The organism is Anoxynatronum buryatiense (assembly GCF_900182905.1).
In the GTDB taxonomy this organism is placed as follows: Bacteria; Bacillota; Clostridia; order Peptostreptococcales; family Tindalliaceae; genus Anoxynatronum; species Anoxynatronum buryatiense.
In genome coordinates this window covers 24,609-48,252 of the sequence record NZ_FXUF01000003.1, presented here as the reverse complement: position 1 = coordinate 48,252, position 23,644 = coordinate 24,609, and the positions used below count along the sequence as shown (strand labels likewise).

At 44.2% G+C, this 23,644-nt stretch carries 23 protein-coding genes and 1 tRNA gene; all 24 read right to left on the bottom strand.

Annotated features, from left to right (window positions below):
- Window positions 1–58 precede the first annotated feature (58 nt).
- Window positions 59–135, bottom strand: a tRNA-Pro gene (locus QOL74_RS04900).
- Window positions 136–245: 110 nt separating this feature from the next.
- Complete coding sequence (locus tag QOL74_RS04895) at window positions 246–1,286, bottom strand: NAD(P)H-dependent glycerol-3-phosphate dehydrogenase (protein WP_283408331.1); 1,041 nt, start codon at window positions 1,284–1,286, stop codon at window positions 246–248.
- 15 nt (window positions 1,287–1,301) lie between these two features.
- Window positions 1,302–1,892, bottom strand: coding sequence for a glycerol-3-phosphate 1-O-acyltransferase PlsY (plsY, locus tag QOL74_RS04890; RefSeq protein WP_283408330.1), 591 nt, complete (start codon window positions 1,890–1,892; stop codon window positions 1,302–1,304).
- Window positions 1,889–3,217 carry a ribosome biogenesis GTPase Der gene (gene der / locus QOL74_RS04885; protein WP_283408329.1) on the bottom strand — a complete coding sequence of 443 codons (1,329 nt, stop codon included), beginning with the start codon at window positions 3,215–3,217 and terminating at the stop codon, window positions 1,889–1,891. Before der ends, plsY begins: the two co-directional genes overlap by 4 nt.
- Window position 3,218: 1 nt before the next feature.
- On the bottom strand, window positions 3,219–4,565 hold the full coding sequence (locus QOL74_RS04880; RefSeq protein ID WP_283408657.1) for a DUF512 domain-containing protein: 1,347 nt from the start codon (window positions 4,563–4,565) through the stop codon (window positions 3,219–3,221).
- Window positions 4,566–4,603: 38 nt separating this feature from the next.
- Entirely contained in the window at window positions 4,604–5,077 is a 474-nt protein-coding gene (gene nrdR, locus QOL74_RS04875) for a transcriptional regulator NrdR (protein WP_283408656.1), read from the bottom strand.
- 95 nt (window positions 5,078–5,172) lie between these two features.
- Window positions 5,173–6,276 (bottom strand): cell division protein FtsZ, encoded by a 1,104-nt coding sequence (gene ftsZ / locus QOL74_RS04870; RefSeq protein ID WP_283408328.1) that lies wholly within the window; start codon window positions 6,274–6,276, stop codon window positions 5,173–5,175.
- Between the two features lie 168 nt (window positions 6,277–6,444).
- The gene (locus QOL74_RS04865) at window positions 6,445–6,786 is read right to left on the bottom strand and encodes a small basic family protein (RefSeq protein WP_283408327.1); all 342 of its coding nucleotides are present in this window, start codon (window positions 6,784–6,786) and stop codon (window positions 6,445–6,447) included.
- Window positions 6,787–6,791: 5 nt separating this feature from the next.
- Window positions 6,792–7,514 carry a DUF881 domain-containing protein gene (locus tag QOL74_RS04860; protein WP_283408326.1) on the bottom strand — a complete coding sequence of 241 codons (723 nt, stop codon included), beginning with the start codon at window positions 7,512–7,514 and terminating at the stop codon, window positions 6,792–6,794.
- A 10-nt stretch (window positions 7,515–7,524) separates the two neighbouring features.
- The gene (locus tag QOL74_RS04855) at window positions 7,525–8,259 is read right to left on the bottom strand and encodes a DUF881 domain-containing protein (protein WP_283408325.1); all 735 of its coding nucleotides are present in this window, start codon (window positions 8,257–8,259) and stop codon (window positions 7,525–7,527) included.
- Window positions 8,246–9,037 carry a cell division protein FtsQ/DivIB gene (locus QOL74_RS04850; RefSeq protein WP_283408324.1) on the bottom strand — a complete coding sequence of 264 codons (792 nt, stop codon included), beginning with the start codon at window positions 9,035–9,037 and terminating at the stop codon, window positions 8,246–8,248. Before QOL74_RS04850 ends, QOL74_RS04855 begins: the two co-directional genes overlap by 14 nt.
- A 43-nt stretch (window positions 9,038–9,080) precedes the next feature.
- On the bottom strand, window positions 9,081–10,154 hold the full coding sequence (gene murG / locus QOL74_RS04845; protein ID WP_283408323.1) for an undecaprenyldiphospho-muramoylpentapeptide beta-N-acetylglucosaminyltransferase: 1,074 nt from the start codon (window positions 10,152–10,154) through the stop codon (window positions 9,081–9,083).
- A 2-nt stretch (window positions 10,155–10,156) separates the two neighbouring features.
- Window positions 10,157–11,281, bottom strand: coding sequence for a putative lipid II flippase FtsW (gene ftsW, locus QOL74_RS04840; protein WP_283408322.1), 1,125 nt, complete (start codon window positions 11,279–11,281; stop codon window positions 10,157–10,159).
- Window positions 11,282–11,347: 66 nt separating this feature from the next.
- Complete coding sequence (gene murD, locus QOL74_RS04835; RefSeq protein ID WP_283408321.1) at window positions 11,348–12,712, bottom strand: UDP-N-acetylmuramoyl-L-alanine--D-glutamate ligase; 1,365 nt, start codon at window positions 12,710–12,712, stop codon at window positions 11,348–11,350.
- A 60-nt stretch (window positions 12,713–12,772) separates the two neighbouring features.
- Window positions 12,773–13,717 (bottom strand): phospho-N-acetylmuramoyl-pentapeptide-transferase, encoded by a 945-nt coding sequence (mraY, locus tag QOL74_RS04830; RefSeq protein WP_283408655.1) that lies wholly within the window; start codon window positions 13,715–13,717, stop codon window positions 12,773–12,775.
- 19 nt (window positions 13,718–13,736) lie between these two features.
- Window positions 13,737–15,137, bottom strand: coding sequence for a UDP-N-acetylmuramoyl-tripeptide--D-alanyl-D-alanine ligase (locus QOL74_RS04825; RefSeq protein WP_283408320.1), 1,401 nt, complete (start codon window positions 15,135–15,137; stop codon window positions 13,737–13,739).
- The gene (locus QOL74_RS04820) at window positions 15,124–16,599 is read right to left on the bottom strand and encodes a UDP-N-acetylmuramoyl-L-alanyl-D-glutamate--2,6-diaminopimelate ligase (RefSeq protein WP_283408319.1); all 1,476 of its coding nucleotides are present in this window, start codon (window positions 16,597–16,599) and stop codon (window positions 15,124–15,126) included. The genes QOL74_RS04825 and QOL74_RS04820 overlap by 14 nt, the downstream gene beginning before the upstream one ends.
- Before the next feature lie 46 nt (window positions 16,600–16,645).
- Window positions 16,646–18,766, bottom strand: coding sequence for a penicillin-binding transpeptidase domain-containing protein (locus QOL74_RS04815; RefSeq protein ID WP_283408654.1), 2,121 nt, complete (start codon window positions 18,764–18,766; stop codon window positions 16,646–16,648).
- A gap of 81 nt (window positions 18,767–18,847) precedes the next feature.
- Window positions 18,848–19,348, bottom strand: a complete 501-nt coding sequence (locus QOL74_RS04810) for a septum formation initiator family protein (protein ID WP_283408318.1) — start codon at window positions 19,346–19,348, stop codon at window positions 18,848–18,850.
- A gap of 55 nt (window positions 19,349–19,403) precedes the next feature.
- Window positions 19,404–20,345, bottom strand: coding sequence for a 16S rRNA (cytosine(1402)-N(4))-methyltransferase RsmH (gene rsmH / locus QOL74_RS04805; RefSeq protein ID WP_283408317.1), 942 nt, complete (start codon window positions 20,343–20,345; stop codon window positions 19,404–19,406).
- A 24-nt stretch (window positions 20,346–20,369) separates the two neighbouring features.
- A complete protein-coding gene (mraZ, locus tag QOL74_RS04800) occupies window positions 20,370–20,801 on the bottom strand; it encodes a division/cell wall cluster transcriptional repressor MraZ (protein ID WP_283408316.1) in 432 nt (143 codons plus the stop codon).
- A 341-nt stretch (window positions 20,802–21,142) separates the two neighbouring features.
- The gene (gene lgt, locus QOL74_RS04795; protein ID WP_283408315.1) at window positions 21,143–21,949 is read right to left on the bottom strand and encodes a prolipoprotein diacylglyceryl transferase; all 807 of its coding nucleotides are present in this window, start codon (window positions 21,947–21,949) and stop codon (window positions 21,143–21,145) included.
- Window positions 21,950–22,108: 159 nt separating this feature from the next.
- Entirely contained in the window at window positions 22,109–22,693 is a 585-nt protein-coding gene (pduL, locus tag QOL74_RS04790; protein ID WP_283408314.1) for a phosphate propanoyltransferase, read from the bottom strand.
- 421 nt (window positions 22,694–23,114) lie between these two features.
- Window positions 23,115–23,642 carry a hypoxanthine phosphoribosyltransferase gene (hpt, locus tag QOL74_RS04785; protein WP_283408313.1) on the bottom strand — a complete coding sequence of 176 codons (528 nt, stop codon included), beginning with the start codon at window positions 23,640–23,642 and terminating at the stop codon, window positions 23,115–23,117.
- Between the last annotated feature and the right edge of the window lie 2 nt (window positions 23,643–23,644).

Genomic DNA, 23,644 nt, shown 5'->3' with positions numbered 1-23,644 from the left:
CTCCTGGACAGTATCACCGCAACTAAAAGGCCTGTATTCCGAAGAATACAGGCCTGACTGGTCTGGCTGACAGGAATTGAACCTGCGACCTCTAGAACCCCATTCTAGCGCGCTACCAAACTGCGCCACAGCCAGTTGAAAAAAGGTGTTTTTGGACACAAAGATATTATAAAGGAAACCATTGGAACATGCAAGTATTATTTTCATCTTCCGGTGATAACCGAATTATCTGACACGCTTCCATATTACTTCTCTAACCACTCTATCATATGCCCGGCTGCCACTTCTTCCATTTCATGCTTGCGTTGACGTGTCATGAGCTCACGCACCACCTGCTCCACTGGTTGATGGCAATGAAGTAAATTATGAATCGCTGTGGTAATTGGCATTTCCACATGGTGATGAAGCGCCAGCTCGTAGGCTGCATCGGCTGTAAACACACCTTCCACTACCATGCCGATGGCCGCCAATGTTTCTTCAAGACTATTCCCCTGACCAATCAGAATACCCGCTCTCCGATTACGGCTATGCATACTGGTACAAGTTACAATCAAATCACCGATACCAGCCAAGCCGGCAAAAGTGTTCAGCGAGGCACCCATCTGCTTCCCAAGTCGTGCGATTTCTGCTATCCCTCTTGTAATCAGAGCTGCTCGCGAGTTATCACCATAGCCGATCCCATCGGCTATGCCAGCCCCAAAAGCGATGACATTTTTCAATGCTCCCGCCAGTTCAACCCCTACCACATCCGGATTGGTGTAAACACGCAAATATGGATTCATGAATAAATCCTGCGTGTATTCGGCAATTTGCTTGCTCCGAGCTGCTGCCACAAGTGTTGTAGGCATACACCTAGCCACTTCTTCTGCGTGTGACGGCCCTGAAAGCACCGCAAAAGAGGCTCCTTTCACTTCTTCCTCCACAATTTGCGAGATGCGGCAGTAGCTTTTCTTTTCAATTCCTTTCGCCACATTGATGATCAGCATGGTCGGTGATAGATACGGATTCACCGTTTGCAGTGCAACACGAACCTGCTGAGTCGGGATTGCCAACACAACTGCATCTGTTTTCCAAAGAGCGCGTTCCGGGTCAGTCATCATCTCTATTTCCCGGGCCAGCTGAACATCTGGAAGATACCGCTGGTTCGTTCGCTGCTCTATCATTTCTTGTGCTTGTTGTTCACTGCGCATCCACAAACGGGTACGATGTCCATTGGAGTGCAACACTGTTCCAAGAGCAGTTCCCCAACTACCCGCTCCCAAAACTGTAATGGTTTTTGGTTCCATTTCATTAACTCCTGTTCAACTTTTTTTGACATCAAACCGGTTTTCAGTTCCATTGAAAATGCGTTTGATGTTGCTCCGATGACGGTAAAAAACCAGCAGCGATAAAGCGATGCCCAGCCAAATATGTGCAGATTCACCATTGGTTTTCCAAAGAAGCACTGTCCATAATAACACACCTGACATAGAGGCTAATGAGACATAGCGGGTAATTATAATGATAACAATGGCCACAACCAGGCAAATCCAGGCCAGCTGTGGGTGGATCATAAAACCCACTCCCATCGTTGTTGCCACACCTTTGCCGCCTTTAAACCGCAGAAGCACTGGCCAATTGTGTCCAATAACCGCCAACAGACCACATACCCCTGCCATGGTTTCACCTGAAAAATACCGGCCCATCCAAACAGCCAGGACACCCTTCAGGAGATCACAGATAAGAACCAATATGGCCAGCTTCACACCCAGAACGCGCATCACATTTGTTGTGCCGGCGTTTCCACTGCCATGTTCGCGAATATCAATATTGGCGGTTAATTTTCCCAGAAAAAAAGCTGGCGAAAAATTCCCGAGAAAATAAGCTGCCATCAATAAAACTGCAATTTTCATGCCCCGGTTCCTCCCGATTTTTCTCGCAACATAAAGCGTACGGGTGTACCTTCAAATCCGAAGTTTTCCCGAATCCGATTTTCGAGATATCGCTGATAAGAAAAATGCATTAATTCCTTGTCGTTAATGAAGAGAATAAACGTCGGCGGTTTCACAGAAACCTGTGTGCCATAGAATATTTTCAGGCGTTTACCTTTATCTGAAGGAGGCTGTTTCATAAGAGTTGATTCTGCTATTACTTCGTTTAAAACACCTGTTTGTATGCGCATGGCATGTTGATTGGAAACATGTTGAACTGCTGGGATGATGCGATCTATCCGCTGTCCTGTCAAGACAGATACGAATAAAATCGGCGCATATTGACAAAATCCGAGTTCGCGCCTGATATCTTTCGTCATCTGATTCACTGTTTTATTGTCTTTTTCCACCAAATCCCATTTGTTAACAAGTATGACCATCGCTTTACCGTTTTCATGGCTGAGGCCGGCCACTTTCTTATCTTGTTCTGTCACTCCTTCACGGCCATCAATCATCAACACGCATACATCCGAACGTTCAATAGCAGCAATCGCTCGAAGGACACTGTAATGTTCAACATCATCATTAATGCGGCTTTTCTTACGCAAGCCCGCTGTATCTATCAAAAGATACTCCTGCCCATCCATGGAAAACGGCGTGTCAATGGCGTCTCGGGTCGTCCCCGCTATATCACTGACAATAACACGTTCTTCACCAAGAAATTTATTAATAAGTGAAGATTTGCCTACATTTGGCTTTCCAATCACAGATACTTTAATTTGATCTTGATCTTCATGGCTATGAGTTGATTCAGGAAAATGACTGATTACCAAATCCAGCAGGTCCCCTATACCGTAAGCCATCTCAGCCGAGATTTCAATAGGATCTCCCAGACCCAGTTCATAAAAATCATAATAATACTCAGAATGCTGGTGTGAATCCACTTTGTTTACAACTAAAATCACAGGGCGATTATTTTTACGCAACAGTTCAGCAATTTCCTGGTCCTGAGCAGTAATGCCTGCTCTTCCATCCACCATAAAAAGTATTACATGGGCCATTTCCATGGCCAACTGTGCCTGCTTTCGCATTTGTGAAGGAATGATCTCACTTGAGGAAGGTTCAAGGCCACCTGTATCAATCAATGAAAATGTATGATTCAACCATTCCACCTCAGCATATATCCTGTCGCGGGTTACTCCTGGGGTGTCTTCAACAATGGAAATGCGGCGGCCTGCCAACCGGTTAAAAAAAGTCGATTTCCCAACATTTGGCCTTCCAATGACGGCCACAATTGATTTTGACATCTTATAATTCACTCCTGCTCTTTGTATTCCTTGTCGATTGACGCAACATTGTTTTTATCCACTGGCTTCCATCCACCTGGCATGAAAGCACTTTGATGCCAAGCTGTTGAGAAACATCAGAAACAGTCAGGTCATCTAAAAAAACCAGTTCTCCATGTTTCAGCATGTTTTCTGGAATCATCACGAAATCACCCAAAAACTCACCTTTTAGGCACGTAACCAAGTCTTGTCCTGTAACCAATCCACTGACGGTGATTGACGGACCAAAAAAGGTATTCACCACAGGTATCACTTTCACAACAAGACCTTCAACCTTTTGCATAAGCTTTTCAGCCAGCAACATCATAAAAGGTGCTGCAGCTTCTCCTGTCGCAATGGTCATATGAAATGGGTGTCTTTTGCGAATTAATGGCATTTTCTGCAGAAAAGCTGTTGCGTCCAACTCAAAAGACGCCAGCATTCCGACACCGTTTTCAAGCTGATAAAAAGCCTCATATGCTGAGGCATCCGGCCATGGTTCTTCTGCTTTAAGATAAAATTCATCCGCAGGATATACCAGCTTTCTGCCCAACTTGTTCTCCCATCGATTCTGCCACTGATGTATTTGCTTCAGCACTTGCCTCGCTTTTGAACCTGTAACAGGTTTTAGCGCTGCATTTTTCTGATATTTGGTAATACCTACCGGAACAACTGCAATGCTAATGATACTATCTGCCAGAGGTTCCATGTCTGTTAAGGTTCGATCCAGTTCAGAACTGTCATTAAATCCGGGACATAAGACGATTTGAAGATTCATGTAGATGTGTTTTTCATGAAACCGTTTGAGTATTGTCATCAGATTGCCGGCAGATCGATTGTTGAGCATTTGAACCCTTAGCTCTGGGTTTGTTGTGTGAACGGATATGTTTAGCGGACTGATCCGGTAACGTATGATTTTGTCGATTTCATCTGGTTTCATATTTGTAAGGGTAATGTAGTTACCTTGCAAAAAAGAAAGTCTGGAATCATCATCTTTCACATATAGCGCTGAGCGCATCCCCGGAGGCATCTGATCAATAAAGCAAAAAAGGCACTTATTACGGCATTGGCGGGTTTCTGCCATCACAGGATTTTCAAATTCAATTCCCAGTTCATCATCATAGTCTTTGACAATTTCAAGTACCCATTCACTGCCATCCGCTCTTTGCAGTGTCAGTTCAATATTTTCGTCTGCTGTCAAAAATCGATAATCTATCACATCTTCCACCGGGCATCCATTAATGGCTATCAAACAGTCGCCTGCCCTGACGCCCAACTCAGAAGCAATACTCTCAGGCACCACCCGGGAGATGATATTATCCGTCCGCATATCTTTCAATTTTACACACTCCATAACGCCTCAAACAATCATCGATTGGCAGGTCTTTTTTTTTCGTGCAGTATTTTTGTCAGTTCATCCATGAAGGTGTTCAGATCTTTAAATTCCCGATAAACAGATGCAAATCGAACATAAGCCACTTCATCCAGCTTTTTAAGGGCATCCATAACCATCTCGCCAATCTGATCCGTCGCCACTTCTTTTTCCATTTCGTTTTGCAAATGCTTTTCGATTTGGTTGACTAAAGTCTCTATTTCTTTTAATGGAACAGGTCTTTTTTCACAGGCTCGAATCATACCATTCAGAATTTTGTTCCGGTTGAAAGGTTCACGGTTGCCTGATTTTTTGATGACAATCAACGGAATTTCTTCCACTTTTTCATATGTGGTGAATCTTTTTTGACAGGCATTACACTCTCTTCTTCTTCGGATCGCCTGCCCTTCATCCGTTGGACGGGAATCAATCACTTTTGAGTCGAACTGGCCACAAAATGGGCAATTCATCCGTTTCACCCGCTTTCTTCCACTAATCTCCTATGAATCAAAAAGAAAAGACCTGCCCCCTGCTCTCACGTCTTTTCTTTCATTAAATGCCGACATTATTTTTTGCGTCTAAGAAAAACCGGAATATCCAACTCATCAGATTTTGTGGGTTCTTCAGCTAGTTCATCCAGAAGATCCTTCTGTTTATCTTCGGGAGCTTTGGCGACTTTTGACTCAGACTGTTTCTTCTGAGAAACACGTTGTGGTTGACCATCAAAACCGGTTGCAATTACTGTGATCTGAATCTCGTCTTTCAACTCTTCGTTGATCACCGCTCCGAAAATAATATTGGCATCTTCATCTGCTTCTTCCTGAATCATTTGAGCTGCCTCATGCACCTCGAAGAGGCTCAGATTCGAACTGCCGGTAATATTTATCAACACGCCCCGCGCACCATTGATGGAAGTTTCCAGTAACGGACTGTTGATGGCTTGTTTTGCTGCCTCCTGCGCGCGATGCTCTCCGGCTGACCGTCCGATACCCATATGTGCCAACCCTTGATCAAACATGATTGTTTTCACATCGGCAAAATCACAATTCACAAGACCTGCGTCGTCGATCAGGTCAGAGATCCCCTGAACCCCCTGACGCAGTATATCGTCGGCCAGACGAAATGCTTCAATAATCGAAGTTTTTTTCTCAACAACTTCTAAAAGACGGTCGTTGGGTATGGTAACAAGTGTATCAACGCAATCTCTCAATTGGTTAATTCCTTGGTCCGCATGACGCCATCTTCTTTTTCCTTCAAAAGAGAAGGGTTTTGTCACAACACCAACAGTGAGAATGCCCATTTCCCTGGCAATTTCGGCAACAACCGGCGCTGCTCCGGTACCCGTGCCGCCGCCCATGCCAGAAGTCACAAATACCATATCAGCGCCCTGAAGCAATTTACACAGGTCGTCTCTGCTTTCTTCGGCTGCCTTTTTGCCTATTTCAGGGTTAGCTCCCGCACCTAAACCTTTTGTTAGCTTTTCACCAATCTGCAATTTCTGTTCAGCACGGGAATTCATGAGAGCTTGCTTGTCAGTGTTGACAGCAATAAATTCGACACCTTTCATTCCGGTTTCAATCATTCGGTTGACTGCATTGTTTCCTCCGCCACCAACACCTATTACTTTAATCTGCGCTACATTCTCCATATCCATGTCAAATTCTAACACGAAGTCCCCTCCTCGATCTTCGAATTTATCTTGAACAAAACCTGTTTATCTCATGTTTACATGGTTATTTATTCCACATAAATCTTCTGATTCCTTTGTTTTTTTTATTTTGGGTAAATTGTCACATCAACCACCCTATTTTTCATAGAGCAACATATATCCTAATCACTAATGGGTATGTAAGCGATTGATGAGGTGGCGCCTGATAATCGCAAAATTCTGGAACAAGCGACTCCCAAAGGCAAAAATGGCAGCATAATAAAGGGGGACCCCCAATCGATCGCCGATATACGCCAGAAATGCAGCCAGAATTGCGTTGCTAAAAAATCCGGTCACAAAGATTTCAGTGTTGAATTTATTTTCCAGGCTCGCTCTCAAGCCGCCGAAAACCGAGTCGAGGGAGGCTAAAATTGCCACAGATATGTAAAGAGTAAATGCAGCAGGATAGGTTACTGGCAAGATAACGCCAAGCAGTATTCCCAAAAGTAGTCCAACAAAGGCATAAATCATCTAAATCATTCACCTTCCTTAACTGAAACGTATTGTAGCTGACGCTGGCCATGATAACGCGGAATACGCACTCGCTCACTAACATGAGACTCAACCCTCAAGCCAAAAACTTCTTTTAGTTCCCAGGCATATGTGTTGGGTGCTTTAATCGCTGCATTGAGCAAATCAGAGTTTCCAATGGCTTTGATCACAAAAGGTTGTGCATACGTAAATTGATTTATGGTAATTGTCGCCCCGGCACATTGAATTTCTGATGTGCTCAACACCCGTTGTCCATTGATGGAGAGTGCTTCTGCCCCTGCAATTTTCAGATCGTTGATGATTCTCAGCACATCAGCATCATGTACAATAACATTGTTGGGATCCTCTCCTTCGTACAAGTCGCGGTCACTGTCACTCAAAAGCACCATAACCCCGGGGCCTTCCAAGTCATAAAATCCACTGTGTATTTTCATGTTTTCGATGTCTTGAACCAGTATTTCCTGAATGCTGCCGTCTGATGCAATGGCCGCTTCATAGTTTCGCAGTTTCTCCTCCTGAGCTTCAATAAGCGAAATCATTTGATTTATCTCATCCTGCTCACGTTTAACGGCATTTTGCAAATCGCTCATGGTTTTAATGGTGATAAAGCTGTAATCTGATCCAACACTCTTAAACTGAAGTGTGATTAAAAAACCAACCAGCATAAAAGCTGCAATCAGAAACCACTTTTGGGCATTTTTTTTCACATTAATCGCCTCATTGTTGAACTGGTTCCATTGGTGCAGCATACTCAAACTGAAATACTCGCTGATACCTGGGAACCTGCAATTCGTTTTCTTTTCGAACAGTCACCTGAAGATTATAGTACTGACGCATCTGCCAGACAATCCCATATCGCATATTTAGTGCTGCTTCCAATGTCTCCGGATTACCCACAGCCTTAATTTCAAAGGGAGGCGACACTGGCGTGTCATTGATATGAAGTGCGTTTGATGAAAAATGGATTTCTGTCGTTGCGACATAGCGCTGTTCATTAATTGAGATTGCTTCTGCACCTGCCGCATTCAATGTGTTGATAAGTTCCAGTAAAATTTCATAATTATATACAATTAAACTTTCGCTTTCAGATTGGTTGAAGGCCCTTGGCGGATCTTCAAGGCTAATGACAACCCCCGGTCCAGTACCAGGGAGATACCCCGCAAGCAGTTGATAACGCTCGAGATCGTTTTTTAGATTCTTGATCATGAGATTCTCATCTGCTTCAGAAAGTTCGTATTCACGAAGCCGGTTTTCCAGGTCAGTCAGTTCTTCATACAACTGCTCCTTCTCCAATCGCAGCTGTCTTAGTTCAGCGGCCAGCGTCTGTGCCTTCTGGGTTGACAAAAACCCACCTTCTGACACTTCGCGAACTGATTTTATCTGCATAGCAATTATTAATCCAAGCACACCGCAGATAACTGCAATGGCTATTTTACCTTTACGGCTTGTCATCCTCATCCTCCTGACGGGCTCTGTCCTGCACGGTGATGTGACCTTCATAGCGCATATCAATGATGACACTGTTCATGTTTCTGGTATGCAGTGTAATCAAAGCTTCTTTCAGCGCCAGTACAGAATACGCCGGATTATCCATATAACCGAACAAAGCTTCAATTCCATTAAATGTCACAACTTTTACCTGACCAGTCTCATCAATATTAATTTCTGAGATCATGTCAAGAATTTCAGCTTCCCGTGCAGCACCCAGAATCTGATAAGCAGTCTCGAGGGATTCTTCATTCTGCACCAGAGCCGTATCTCCGGTTTGAAAGCTGATGAACTTAATGCCTGTCACCAGGCAGAGATTACTGTCAAGAATTCCATCGGTCACATTCAGAACCACGCGCTCCTGGTCAAGGTAAATATAGGAACCCATATATGGTATTATAGCATATTCTTCCCGTTCTCGAACAACTATATTTATGGTACTGAAACCTTTCCTGGTCAGGATTGCATTGCGAATATATGGATGACTCTCAATTTTTTCTGCTGCTTGTTTCAGACTTGCACCATAAAACTGATCTCCCAGCGTGATTTCAGATAATGCTGCCACCGCATCCTGATCAAGCCGGCTTAATCCTTCAATTTGAATGGTCTTCACCGTGAACAGCGGTGAGTTGAAAACGAAATAATAGCCAGTTCCTCCCATCAACCCTATCACAACCAGTGTCAAAATCATACGTATCCAAGGGTTTCCCTTTTTCTTTTTCCGGTATTTTTTTTGGGTCAACAGTACCACTTCTCTCTTCTCGAAACAATTCCGGTTAAACCGGTTAATCCTGCCGTAATTGTGCCCAGATGCGATCGACGGCAGGTCTGACTTTTGTAAGTTCCACCACCTGATGATCTTCCAACAGACCATTCAGTATCTGCTGATACAAAAGCGCACCACTCAGCTCCTCTTCACGAATGACCGTGGCATATCCGCAGGATTCCATCATGCGCGCATTTTTTTCCTGATGATTATCTGCTGTATACGCTTTTGGTATCAGAATTGCGTATTTTTCCGAAGCCTGTATTTCAGCTATGGTAATTGCCCCAGCACTGCACACAACAAGATCACAAGCTTTCAGGGCATATGGCATTCGATGAATATAAGGGACTATTTGGTGTCCGGATTCCTTAAACGATTGCTCATCAATGATGTTTTTCATCTGTGCGTAATGATTCTTTCCAGTAGCCCATAATAGTTTAAATGGTAGCTCATCAGAGTGTTGAATCATTTCATGAACAGCTGCATTAATACTTGATGAGCCGCCACTTCCGCCGGCGATCAACACCATTTTTTTCTCATCATACTCTGGAAAACTCTTTCGGGCCTCATCTACCGTCAGCTGATAGTATTCTTTGCGAATCGGGTTTCCCGTCACCACCAGCCGATCTTTTTTTTTAAAATGGCATGCTGCTTCTTCGAAGCTGAGAGCCACAACATCAACATGCCTTGAGAGAATACGGTTGGTCAGCCCTGGAAAAGCATTCTGTTCATGAATTAAGGTCTTAATTCCTTTTTGTGCGGCGAGGTAGACGACAGGACCTGAAACGTATCCACCTGTCCCGATCACCCAGTCGGGTTTGAATTGTCGGATTATTTTACCCGCCTCAGTCAAACCTTTCAAAAGCATGCCCAAACTTTTGACATTATGAAATGAAAGTTTTCGCTTAAGGTATGAAACGGTGATAGGTTTAATATCATAACCAGCAGCCGTTACCAGTTCCACCTCAAGTCCTTTTTGTGTTCCGACGAATAAAATTGAAGCATCCGGTTCAGCTTCCATTATTCGATCAGCAATGGCAATGGCTGGATATATGTGCCCTCCTGTGCCACCTCCGCTTATTAAATAACGCATGTTTAACCTCCTGCACCAACTGATCTCTTGGATATGTTTAAAAGTATGCCTGTTAATGCCATCAACACAACAAGTGCATTTCCTCCAAAACTGATAAAGGGAAGTGGAATTCCTGTTACAGGCAGCAATGATGTCGCCACACCAATGTTAATAATGACCTGTATTCCTACCAAAGTGGCAACACCCGAGGCAATAAGGCATCCAAAAACATCTGGTGCATTCATGGCAATCCGCGTGCAACGCCAAATGAACAACGCAAAAAGCACAATCACAAAAGCACTGCCTATAAATCCCAGTTCTTCGGCAATAATCGAAAAAATAAAATCATTATGAGGCTCCGGCAAATGCAGGTGCTTCTGAATGCTTCTCCCAATGCCTTTGCCTGAAAGCCCGCCCGAACCTATTGCCAGAAGTGATTGGATTGTTTGAAGGCCTGCATCGGACGGATCTGCCCAAGGATCAAGATAGGCTACCAGACGGCGCGTTTTGTAACCTTGCCCGGACAAAAAGACATATGCCAGAAAGCTCCCCACTGCACCCAGTCCTGCCAATGAAAGAAATGCAAAATGACTAATGCGTATTCCACCAATAAACATCATGATGATCATCAAAAAAACCAGTACCAACCCAGTGCTGAAATCCGGCTGTTTATATACCAGAAAAAAAACAGCGCCACTCAGCAGCAAATAGGGAATGACTCCTTGGTCAAATGTCTGCATCTGGTTCTTCTTACGTTCAAGACTGGCCGCCATAAAAATAATCAAACTGAATTTCGCCACTTCAGTCGGCATCAATGAAAGACCGGCAATATGGATCCACCGTTGGGCAAAATTGATCTCTGTTCCAACAGGCGTTAACACCAGTACCAACAACACCAATGAAGCCAGCAGCAATAGGTTAGCCAGTTTTTTCCACAACTGATAATTGATCTGACTGAATACAATCATCAGCACTAATCCAATAGCCGCCCACTGCAATACGCGTATCAAAAAAAACAATCCGTCTCCCATATTTGACATCGCATAAGAATAACTGGCACTAAAAACCATGATAATGCCAATTGCCACCAATAGAATTGCTGTCAGTAAGAGGGTCAAATCCATCCGTTGCCTGTTTTCCTTGTCCATGGTACCACTCCAATGTCTCTGCAAGCCAGCTTAAAACCTGCAGATCGTCAGTCTCAATAAACGCGTTTAGCCGTCCAGTTCGCCAACCAGTGCTTTAAAGTGAGCCCCTCGTTCTTCAAAGTTTGCATACATATCCCAACTGGCACAGGCTGGAGACAAGAGTACCGAATCCCCAGACTCAGCCAATGCTGCTGCTACCCTTACAGCTTCATCCAAGTTTTTGACCTGTTTCACCTCGTAAAAGTTCAAACGGTTTGATGCTTCCATCAAAAGAGGTGCTGTTTCACCATATACCAATAAATACTTTACTTTCCCACGGAATGCGTTAAGCAGACTGGTAAAGTCACTCTTCTTATCCATTCCGCCTGCAAGCAAAATCAAAGGAGCTGCGACGGCTTCCACTGCTTTAATCGCTGCATCAGGATTAGTTGCCTTCGAATCATTAATGTATATTACCCCATTTTTTTCTGCAACAAATTCAATGCGATGCTCTACCCCCGGAAACTTGACCAGCGCCTCAGCAACGGCTTCTGGAGGCAAACCACAGGCCAAAGCTAAACCAGATGCAGCCAGCGCATTTTCAAGGTTATGAGTCCCGGGAATCTGGATCATATCAACTGCAATGATTTTCTTCTCAGTGTCGTTCCAACGGAAAACAATTTCATCTTTGTCAACAAAGATGCCGCTGGATAGTCTCTTTTGTCTGCTAAAATAGAGAGGAATCGAGCGCAACCCGCTATTATAAGCCATGGAGGCTGCATCATCTGCATTGATAACAGCCACATCATCTTTTGTCTGATTTTCAAAAATGCGATATTTCAGCGCTGCATAAGCATCCATCGAGCCGTGGCGATTGAGGTGATCCGGTGTAATATTCAATAACGCAGCAGCTTTTGGCTTGAACTGTTGAATGGTTTCCAGCTGAAAACTGCTGACTTCCATCACATAATAGCCATTTTCGTCGAGTGTGTCAACTCGCGAAATACCAGGAATACCAATGTTGCCCACAACTTCAGTCTCTTTCCCGGCCAGACGGAACATGTCTCCTGTAAGAGCTGTTGTTGTTGTTTTGCCATTGGTTCCTGTGATGGCTATCACAGGAGCCCTCATGTGCTGATAAGCCAGTTCAATTTCCCCTATAATGGGAATGTTCAGTTTTTTGAATGCTCTTAAAAAGGGAAGGTCCACCGGGACGCCTGGTGATAGGATAATCAGTTCAGGGTCTTGATAAAGTGACAGATCCTGAGGATGTCCACCCAGAATGACTTTCTCAATCATATTTTCCAGAGGTTGCAACGTATCCGCCAACGAACTTGCATCTCTCATGTCATTAAGAAAAACCCGCGCGCCTTGGGTATGCAAAAATTGAATCAGCGGGACACCTGTTATGCCAATCCCTACTACCAGTACTTTAAGTCCATTCAGATGCATGTCAAACCCTCCCTATTATGCTAATTACACCAACCACTGCTTACTTGCGTCTCTCGCTGTTCAGGGAATACCGAGAATGCCCACTAGACACAAAACGATCGTGACGCCCCAGAAAGTTGTCACAACGCGACTTTCAGACCAGCCCGACAACTCAAAATGATGATGTAGTGGACTCATTTTAAAAAGTCGATTTCCTGTCAGCTTAAAGCTTGCTACCTGCAAAATAACCGAGAGTGTTTCGGCAAAAAAGATTCCACCTACCACAGGCAAAAGCAGGGTTAGATTAGTCATGAGGGCAATGACTGACAGTGCGCCTCCAAGAGCCAGAGAGCCAGTGTCGCCCATAAAAACCCGCGCGGGGTAAATATTAAAAATCAAAAATCCCAGACACGCTCCTGAAAGCGTACCAGCAAACCATGCCAACTCAGTAAAAGAAAGATGCCAGCACACAAGGCTGAAAAACCCACTGACAATTACCATTGTGCCTGCAGCTAAACCATCCAGACCATCTGTTAAATTAACGCTATTGACAGTCCCCACTATCACCCATATAAGAAATGGTATCATCACCCAACCAAGCGTCAGTTCATCCCGCAGAAATGGAATGTATAAATGAGAAGGCACCAAGCCTCTATTTTCAGCAAACAGCAGTAACCCGCCAGCAGCAGTTAATTGCATGATCATTTTTTGATAGGCCCTTAAGCCCATGGGGCGTTTCAACACGACTTTGAGATAGTCATCAACAAACCCGATCGCTCCAAAAATGAGAAAACCCATCAATGCTAACAACAGAGTTTCTTCCAATTGTGTCATCATTAATGTGGCCGTTACCGAGGCGAGAATAAACATTAGTCCACCCATTGTCGGTGTTCCCTGTTTTGCCAGATGGCTCTGTGGGCCATCCTGTCGGATGCTCTGCCCTGCCTTAATTTTCTTTAAAACTGGTATCAAAACCGGCCCCAGTGCAGCAGCAAAAAGAAAACCCAAAAGAATTGCCAATACCAGCGAGCGTTGCAGCAACACCTTACATGTCCCCTTCCATCAATTGCACCACAATTTTCTCCATGGCCATGGCCCGTGACCCTTTAACAAGGATTACATCTTTCTCCCGAGTCTCTCTGGATAAAATCAAAGCAGCTTCTTCTGGTGTCGCAGTTTCAAAAATAATCAACTCTTTTGAATTCATCTCCAGCGTGGCCGCTTCCAACGCAATCCACCTAGCCATCTCACCCACAGTTATGAGTACATCGACTGCAGCATCCATCAGCTCATGCGCCAATTCCCGATGTAGTCTCTCTGTCTCTTCACCCAGTTCAAACATGTTGCCAAGCACTGCAACGCGTCGGTTACCAGTCCTGCTTTTCAATACTTTCAATGCCGCTTTAACTGAATCGGGATTTGCATTATACGCATCATTAATCAACTCACATTGATTGGTACGGATAATTTCCATGCGCATGCCAGATGGTTCAAAACTATTCAAGCCTTCCTGAATTTCTTCTGGCGTCATGTGGAAAAGTTGACCTATAAGAACGGCGAAAAGACCCCCGATAACATGATGCATTCCCGGATGCATGACACGGAAGATATTACCGCCAGTCCTGTTAGTTCGAAAAGCAAACCCTTCTCCAGCCAAATCTTCCACTCCCAGCACCTGCATTTCCAGTCCCGGAGAAAATCCAACACGAATAACAGAATTATTCAGCACCTTTCGTTCAATCTGTTGAAGTAAATACTCATCATCTCCATTGATGATGAGCACTCCATCAGACTGAAGGCCTTCAAGGATTTCCATTTTTGCCTCGGCAATATTCTCGCGATTTCCCAAGTTTTGCACATGAGCCCATCCCACATTGGTGACCAATGCGTGCGATGGCTTTGCTAAGCGACTGAGCACACTGATTTCACCCATTCCAGACATTCCCATTTCCAGTACAGCGCATTGGTGAGCCGGCTCAAGTTCCAGCAGTGTCAAAGGTAAACCGATGTGATTATTATAGTTTCCCTTGTTTTTGTGCACGCAATATTTTACAGAAAGCACGGATGCAATTAAATCTTTCGTTGTTGTCTTTCCATTGCTTCCTGTAATTCCAATTACAGGAAGCTGAAATTGATCTCTGTAAGCAGCAGCTAATTGTTGCAGCGCCAGCAGGGTGTTGTCCACTTCAATGACTGCCATCGACAACCCGGTTGATGCAGGGCAGGTATATCCCGTTTCGACAAACGCCACTGCCGCACCGTTTTCAGCCGCCTGTGTTAAAAATGCATGTCCATCAACTCTTTCTCCTTTAAGTGGAACAAAAAGACTGCCCTTCTTTACCTGCCTTGAATCAATGGTCACATGGCTGATTTCTTTCTGCTGACCTGATTTCTTGATAACGCCCGATGTCCATTGGCTAATTTGCAACAGGCTAACAGCCTTCATGGATGCCAGCCTCCCTTGCTAACAATCTGGCCACTTCCCGATCATCAAAATGGGTCGTCACATGACCAATGGTTTGCGTGGTTTCGTGACCTTTTCCAGCAATCAATACCACATCGCCTCTTTTGGCAAGTAAAAGCGCTTCTTTAATGGCGTCTTTCCGATTTTCAATTAATTGGTACGTTCCCTTCGTTTCCCGAATTCCCATTTCGATCATGCTTAAGATCTCCATTGGATCTTCTGAACGGGGGTTATCAGATGTTAAAATGCTTATATCACTTAGCTCTCCAGAAATTTTCCCCATTAGTGGTCGTTTATTTTTGTCCCGATCGCCACCGCATCCGAACACAGTAATAATTCGATTCTCAGTAAATTGTCTGATGGTTTTAAGAACATTTTCCAGGGCATCGGGTGTGTGTGCGTAATCCACCACGACACCAAAATCGGTATATTCAGAGATTTGCTCCAACCTTCCGGGAACCCCGTTTACCACCTTCAGGGCTTCACAGATTGTATCGGGATCGATACCCAGCGACCTGGCTGCTCCAATAGCCGCCAACGCATTATACACACTAAATTTTCCCGGAATAGGCAGCGTCACTTTCCGATCTATTTCAAGCCCTTTTGCATAAAAGGAAACACAGTTCAGTGCCAAGATCGAATCCATAGCCTGAAGATCGCTGTCATCACTCATCCCATAAGTAATAATCGGATAGCCCTCCGAACGCAGTTCTTCTGCCATTCGTCGCCCATATTCATCATCTATATTGAGCAGATTGTTATGCTTAGTCATTGTGAATAAACGCTTCTTCTCCTGGTAATAGGCTTCCATCGAAGCATGGAAGTCAAGATGGTCTTCTGTAAGATTGGTAAAAACACCTGTGTGAAACTCAGTATGATTGACCCTCTCCAACGCAAGAGAATGAGAAGAAACCTCCATGACACAGGCTGTCACCTGTTCATCAACCATTTGCTTGAGTAATCGTTGGAAATCGACGGACTCAGGTGTGGTGCGAATGGTTTGAATTTGACGATCTCCAATCCAGTTGGTGATGGTGCCAATTAAGCCGGTTTTTTTTCCCGCATGATTTAAAATCTCTTTCACTAAATAGGTCACTGTTGTTTTGCCGTTGGTACCAGTTACTCCCACTAAGTCAAGGTGCTGAGATGGCATCCCATTAAAGATCGAAGCCGATGCCGACAAAGCCTTTCTTGTATCTGGTGACTGAACAACCGTCAGATGACCAGGCAATGCCAGTTCCTCTTCCAGCAAAACAGCAACAGCTCCCAGCTCGACAGCCTGATGAACATACAAATGGCCATCAGTTTGAAACCCCTTGATACATACAAAAAGGCTTCCAGGTCTGGCCTGGCGTGAATCATACACAATTGACCCTATCTCACATGACAGTGTTCCCTGTAGCAGCTTGAAAGTCTGATTTTGAACTATTTCTTCAAGTTTCATGAGTGATCTCCTTATGGTTCGAGTTCTGTCTTTCCCAGCGCACAGCTTATGGTGCAAAGTGAACATTTACCAGCGAACCCGGTTCTAAAAGTGTACCTGCCTCCGGAACCTGTTCTTTAGCTAATCCACTGCCGGTAATTTTAAGTTTTAAGTCTCTTGCACTTAGAATGGTATTAACTTCACGTATCGTCTTCCCACTTAAGTCAGGTACCATCACAAGTGATGATGTTCCGGAATCATAACCCGTATATAATATCACATTTGAATACGCGGGTACAGTCGTGCCAGGCTTTGGAAACAAATCAGCAATAATCGCCTGATCACCAAGTGAAGATTGAGTCTCGACCTGCATCACCAGTAAATTTTCCCTCAGAAGACGTTCACCTTCTGCCACCGTCATGTCCCGCACTTCAGGAACAATCACTTCCACCACCGGAGGAGCGTCCATTTCAGTCTCTTGATATGCCGGTTTATACTCTTTATAGCGAATCACTTCACGAAAAATTTCGCCGGCCACAGGAGCTGCAATTTCACCACCATAGTAGGCGGCACCCCGAGGTTCATCAATGATCACCAGCAATGCCAGTTCGGGGTCATCTGCTGGAAAGAAACCAAAAAACGATGCAATGTATTTGCCCTTTTGATATCCGCCCGGCATGACCTTTTGAGCTGTCCCCGTCTTGCCACCTATTCGGTAACCTTGAACAGCGGCACGATTGCCGGATCCTTCAGCCACGACTGATTCGAGGATATCCCTCATTTGTTTGGATGTTTCTGCAGAAAATGCCTGTCGGATTACTTCTGGTTCAAATCGCTCAATTAATTCGCCTTTTTCGTTACGCAGTTCACGCACCAAGCGTGGTCGCATCACATTTCCATCATTGATGGTTGCCACTGCTGAAACCATCATTTGGATCGGCGTGATCGATATTCCCTGTCCGAAAGATATTGTCGCAAGTTCCACTGGGCCAACTTGTGGCAATGAATACATGAATGAACTAACTTCACCAGGATAATCAACGCCTGTCGGCCGAGTGATTCCAGCTTCGAACAAATGTCTGTAAAGTGATTCTTTTCCCATTTGCTGGGCCAGCTGAACAAAAACCGGGTTGTCGGAATTTTGAACAGCTTCCTTAAACGTCTGCTCACCGAAAGGATTATACCACCGCCAAGAACGAATAGTTGTTCCTGCAACATCAATTGTTCCTGTAGAATAGAACTTGGTCGACGGAGTCGCCAGATTTTCCTCAAGGGCCGCTGCAGCAGTAACAACTTTGAAAACAGAACCCGGCTCATAGACTTCCTGAAACGCCGGATTTCGCCACATTTCAAACCAGCGCTCCATCTGTTCTTCCTGAGTCATCGATACAAGCTGCTCCTGTTCGGCTTCTTGAAGATGAACACGGGGCTGATTTGGATCGTAGTCTGGCTTGATGCCCAAAGACAGAATTTCCCCAGTCTTAACTTCCATCACAATGGCAATGACCCGTTCTGCATTATGTTCTTGCCATGCTTGATTGACAGCTCTTTCGGTATAGTGCTGAATGACTTCATCAATGGTCAGCACCAGATCGGCCCCATTCACCGGCGGAAAGTGTTTTTCCACATGAAAAGGGAGCTGCCGTCTTGCTCCGTCGATATTGACAATCGACCGACCTGCAATACCTGCCAGCTCTTTCTCATATCTTTGTTCAATTCCCGCGATCCCCTGCCCGTCAACATTGGTGTGTCCAAGCACAAACGACGCGAAATTTCCATATGGATACATCCGTTCATTATCATCCACAAACCAAATTCCACGCACTCCCAAATCGCGCATTTGCTGAACCACACTGTCATCAACTCTTCTGGCCAGACTCACCAGCGTTGTATTTTCTCTGGTCAGACGTTCCAGCAGGTCTTCTTCATCCATGTGCAAGATTTCCGAGAGTTGGCTGGCAGTTTCAACCGGTTCATCAATCAAATAAGGATTTGCCCATATTCTATTTTTGACGGTTGTAATCGCCAACTCTTTACCATTCCGGTCATAAATAGTACCCCTCTTGGAGGGAACCACTATATCGCTTGTCTGCTGTCGATTTGCTATGGACTGATATTTTTCTCCCTCCACAATCTGAAGCCAACCCAATCGCAAGACCAGCACAAACAGTAATAACGAAACCAGCATATGTAAAAAAAGTAACCGTTTACGGCTGCTTTCCATTCTGCGGTTCAATCAAACCACCCCTTCAGATTCAGTATACCATTTTTAGATCCGAAGTATGCCGGCAAATTTATGAAAAATCTTTTCAATGGAATAAGGCAGCAGACCACCATCTTCGTTTTCCGCCAGCGGGTCCTCCTGTATTTCTCCCGCTAACAAGGCCACACTGGCCGGGTCAACACTGATATAAATCAACTGGCTTTTGTCAGGATACCGCATACCCAGCCGGTTCACCGCTTCTTGTTCAATCCATTCCAGTTTAGACGATTGCTCAATTTCAACCATGAGCTGTTCCCGTTGGTTTTGCAATTGTTCCAAGCTCTTTTCCAACTGTGTCACCTGATGCTTTGTGGCAGTGATTTCTGCAAAACGATTGATTAGAAACAGATTCAGCCCAAGAAAAGCCACGATGCATAGTAAAAGTGCACAGGTCTCAGGCATATAGCTTTTTTGAGGCTTTGCCTTTTTGGATGCCGTCTGCTGACGCTTGGGCATCTGCCTATAATCATCGTAATCCATTTCCCTGATTCTTTCCGCAGCATACATTAGGTGACACCTCCTTTGCTACAGTCAATAACATCAACCCGCTAAAACCAATCGGTTATATTCGTTCTGCCACTCTCAATTTGGCACTTCTTGACCTGGGATTATGCTCCACTTCCTCAGATGATGGCAACAAGGGTTTTCGTGTCACAAGCTTTAAAAGTGGCACATGCTGACATCGGCATTCTGGAAATTCCGGCGGGCACACACAAGTTACGCTTAAACGCTTAAATGTATTTTTGACCAGGCGATCTTCCAGAGAGTGGAATGAAATAACCGCAATTCGACCACCAGGACTCAGTGACTTCGCAGCAATTTCAAGCGTTCTGTCAACTTGTTGCAATTCTTGATTCACTTCCATGCGTATTGCCTGAAAAGTTCTTTTCGCTGGGTGCGGACCTTCTTTTCTTGCTTTGGCAGGAATTGCCTGCTTGATAATTTCCACCAGTCGACTGCTGGATTCGACAGGCTCCAATTGCCTTGCCTTCACAATGAAGGCTGCAATTCGTTTTGCCCATTTCTCTTCTCCGTATTCACGAATCAACCATGCCAACTCTTCTTCAGAATAGGTGTTAACAATTTCTTTAGCTGTCAACGTCTCTCGCTGATCCATTCGCATGTCCAAAGGTCCGTCCTGCATATAACTAAACCCTCGTTCGGCTTCATCCAACTGGAATGAAGATACACCCAGATCTAGCAAAAGCCCTTCAATATGTTCTATTTGCAGATTATGCAAAATGTTCCGTAAATTCGAAAAGTGATCCCGCACGATTGTCACTCCGCATTGAAGATTCATATTATTCAAATGCGTTTGAGCACGCTGTATCGCCACTTCATCGCGATCAATGCCTATCAGTCTGCCAGAAGCAGATAACCGCCGACCTATTTCACCTGAATGTCCGGCTCCTCCCAATGTGCCATCCACATAGACACCAGTTGGCTTAATGGCCAAGGATTCCAGGCATTCTTGAAGCATCACAGACACATGTTGTGTTTCCATCCGGGTCAGCTCCTCAGTCTCGTTTTATATGCCCAATTCTTGCATTTTACCTGCGATCTCATCATAACTAAGATTCTCATCATCAATATAATTTGACCATACATGCTGACTCCAAATTTCAACGCGTGTTCCTGCACCAATAATCACTATTTCTTTCTCCAGCTCGGCATGTTCTCTGAGGTTGGCGGGAATTCGAATTCGTCCCTGAGGATCAAGCTCACATTCAGTTGCTCCTGAGAAAAAAAACCTGACAAAAGCGCGCGCATTTTGATTGGTCAATGGCAGTTGTTTCAGTTTATCCTCCAGAATTCGCCATTCTTCCATTGGATACACAAACAAAGACTGATCCAGTCCTTTGGTTGCAATAAATGATTCTCCCAAAATTTCACGGAAACGCGCCGGCATACTTAGCCTGCCCTTTGTATCAATTGTATGAGAATACTCACCAATGAACATGCGCGCCACCCATCCCTATCTTCTATGGTCATCTTCTCCACTTTATACCACTTTATACCACTTTTTGATAATATTCAACTTTTTTTAAGTCAAAAATCATATTTTTTCATGGTAATGTTCGTTTTTTCAACGCATCGGGAACATTTTCCTACGAACACATATTCTTATTTCTTCCATTTCAACCAGAATATATCATGTTTTCAATGGTTTCCCGCGTGAATACTTGCTGTTATATGGCAATAAAAAAACCGCTCACAAAAGAGCGGCACAAAACGTTTTGATACGCGATCCACAATCATATATTCCTATACCCGGTATTCAAGTTGTCGACTCTTTCAGCATTATTTGTCTTTGTGTTGCTGATGTTCGTCATTGACACTCATCATGTTTTCGTTCAAACTCTCCGAGTTACCGTGTTTGTTTTTCTTTTGGTGTCGGAGCCACTTGACTCCCACAAGACCGACAACGATCATAAGCAGCGAAACAACCTGTGCTGTGCGCAGGGGACCAATCATCAGGCTATCTGTGCGCAAACCTTCAATAAAGAATCGTCCGACAGAATATAAAATCAGATAATGCAAAAATACCTCGCCATCCACTTTCTTTTTATCTGTGTAGAAAAGCAGCCAGCCCATCACCAAAAAATTCCAGATTGATTCATATAGAAAAGTGGGATGCACTCCCACACCATCAATGATGATTGCCCAGGGCAGTTCTGTCGGTCTGCCATACGCTTCCTGGTTAAAATAATTGCCCCAGCGGCCAATTGCCTGACCTAAAATCATGCTGGGAGCAGCAACATCAGCCATGGCCAGAAAGCTTACCCCATGCTTAAGACAAAGAAAGTATCCCGTCACAAACCCTGCAATGATCCCGCCATGAATAGCCAAGCCGCCTTGACGAAACTGTAGAACCCGTATCAAATCCTGAGAATAATATGCCCAGTTAAAGATAACGTAATAGATTCTCGCACCAATGACACCTGCCGGTATCGCCCAAAGGGCAATATCATACATGATATCTTCCTGTACACCGATTGCCTTTGTTCTTCTCACCGCCAGTAAAACACCAAGCAACATCCCCGTCGCAATCAACATCCCGTACCAGGCAACTTCTATTCCAAAAATGGTAAACGCAATCCTGTCCATTGTATTGTCACTCCTCGTATGATTAAGTATCAGGTTTCATCATAATTCTACCACAGTTTCCATGATAACACCGCTTTCATTCAGCTTCTCAAGTTTGCCAACAGAAAAAGCAATCCACCTCAAGATAGATTGCTTTCCCAGCAATTCTGTTAAGTTATTTTATTGTTGTTCTAAAATCAGTTCTACTTCATCGTTGTTCTTAACACCTGCGCCATTTCCTTCATCAAGGTCAACGTGCATTTCAAGCGCATATTCAGCATTCACCCGCACCAACACATTTTCAAAAACAACGCTGCGCTGGCCTCCAGTACGAACATTGACAACATCTTTGTCTTTCAAGCCCCAAACCATCGCTTCATCTGGCGTCATGTGAATATGACGAGCGGCGGCAATGACCCCCTCATCCAGGACTACTTCTCCCTGAGGACCAACAATGGTCACACCTGCGCTATCCTTTAAATCACCCGAATCTCGAACCGGTGGTTTCACGCCCAACACAAAGCTATCTGCAAATGAAATCTCCACCTGTGTCTTATTGCGTACCGGCCCCAGTACGCGCACTCCTTTGATGGTACCCTTTGGTCCGATCAGGTCAACTTTTTCTTCAGCCGCGTACTGTCCGGGTTGTTTCAAATCTTTCAGCTTGGTCAACTCATAGTTTTCTCCAAAAAGCTTGTTCAGGTGCTCTCTGCTTATGTGAAGATGGCGGTTCGATAACGCGATCGGAATCCTATTTTGACTCATTTGACAGCCTCCTTAATTTTCTTGCATTGGTTAAAGCGTTAACATGTTCTTCTTATATTATAGAGTAATGCGTGCATGAAATCAAACCGATAAGCTTGATTCGGAATTATCAAAATTGACACACTTATTGCTACTGTAGTTTTCAGCCTTGATTCAGCGTGATCGGATCTCAGTGAGCTTATTGTTATTTATTTAACATTTTAACAGCCTGCATTGAGTGTTATCGCACTATTCTATTGAATGCTAGATGAAAACGTCACAAAAATATCTCCAGCTGCGAAAACCGCACTTCCTGTATTTGAAATTCGTAAAAGATTATCAAAAATAAACTCCTCTTGTCAGCAAATAGCATCACAAATGCCATTAACTTTCCAGAGGAGTATACAGAGTGTATATTGGTTAAACATATTTTTCCTTAAATTTAATCTGCCACAGTTGCAATATAGGGGAGATTTCTGAAGTTTTCTGCGTAATCGATTCCATATCCTACAATAAATCGATCCGGAATTTCATACCCAACATAGTCTACGGTCAAATCACATTTCCGCCTGCTTGGTTTGTCCAGTAATGTACATATTTTTAGAGAAGCCGCGTTTCTTCTTTTAAGGTTATCTGTAAGATATTTCAGCGTCAGGCCTGTGTCCACAATATCCTCTACAATAATGACATGTTTGTCTTCAATTTCCATATCCAGGTCTTTTAGTATTCTCACGACTCCAGAACTCTCTGTAGAATGCCCGTAGCTGCTCACTGCCATGAAATCAATTTTCAGCGGTCTTTTGATTTCCCGCATCAAATCACCCAGGAAAATATTGGCACCTTTCAAAACACCAATCAGTACAAGTTCATTTGCATCTTTATAATCTGTTTCAATCTTCTGGGCCAACTCCCGTACTTTTTCATGAATTTCTTCTTTAGTAAATAAGACACCGTCCAATTGCTTATCCATCA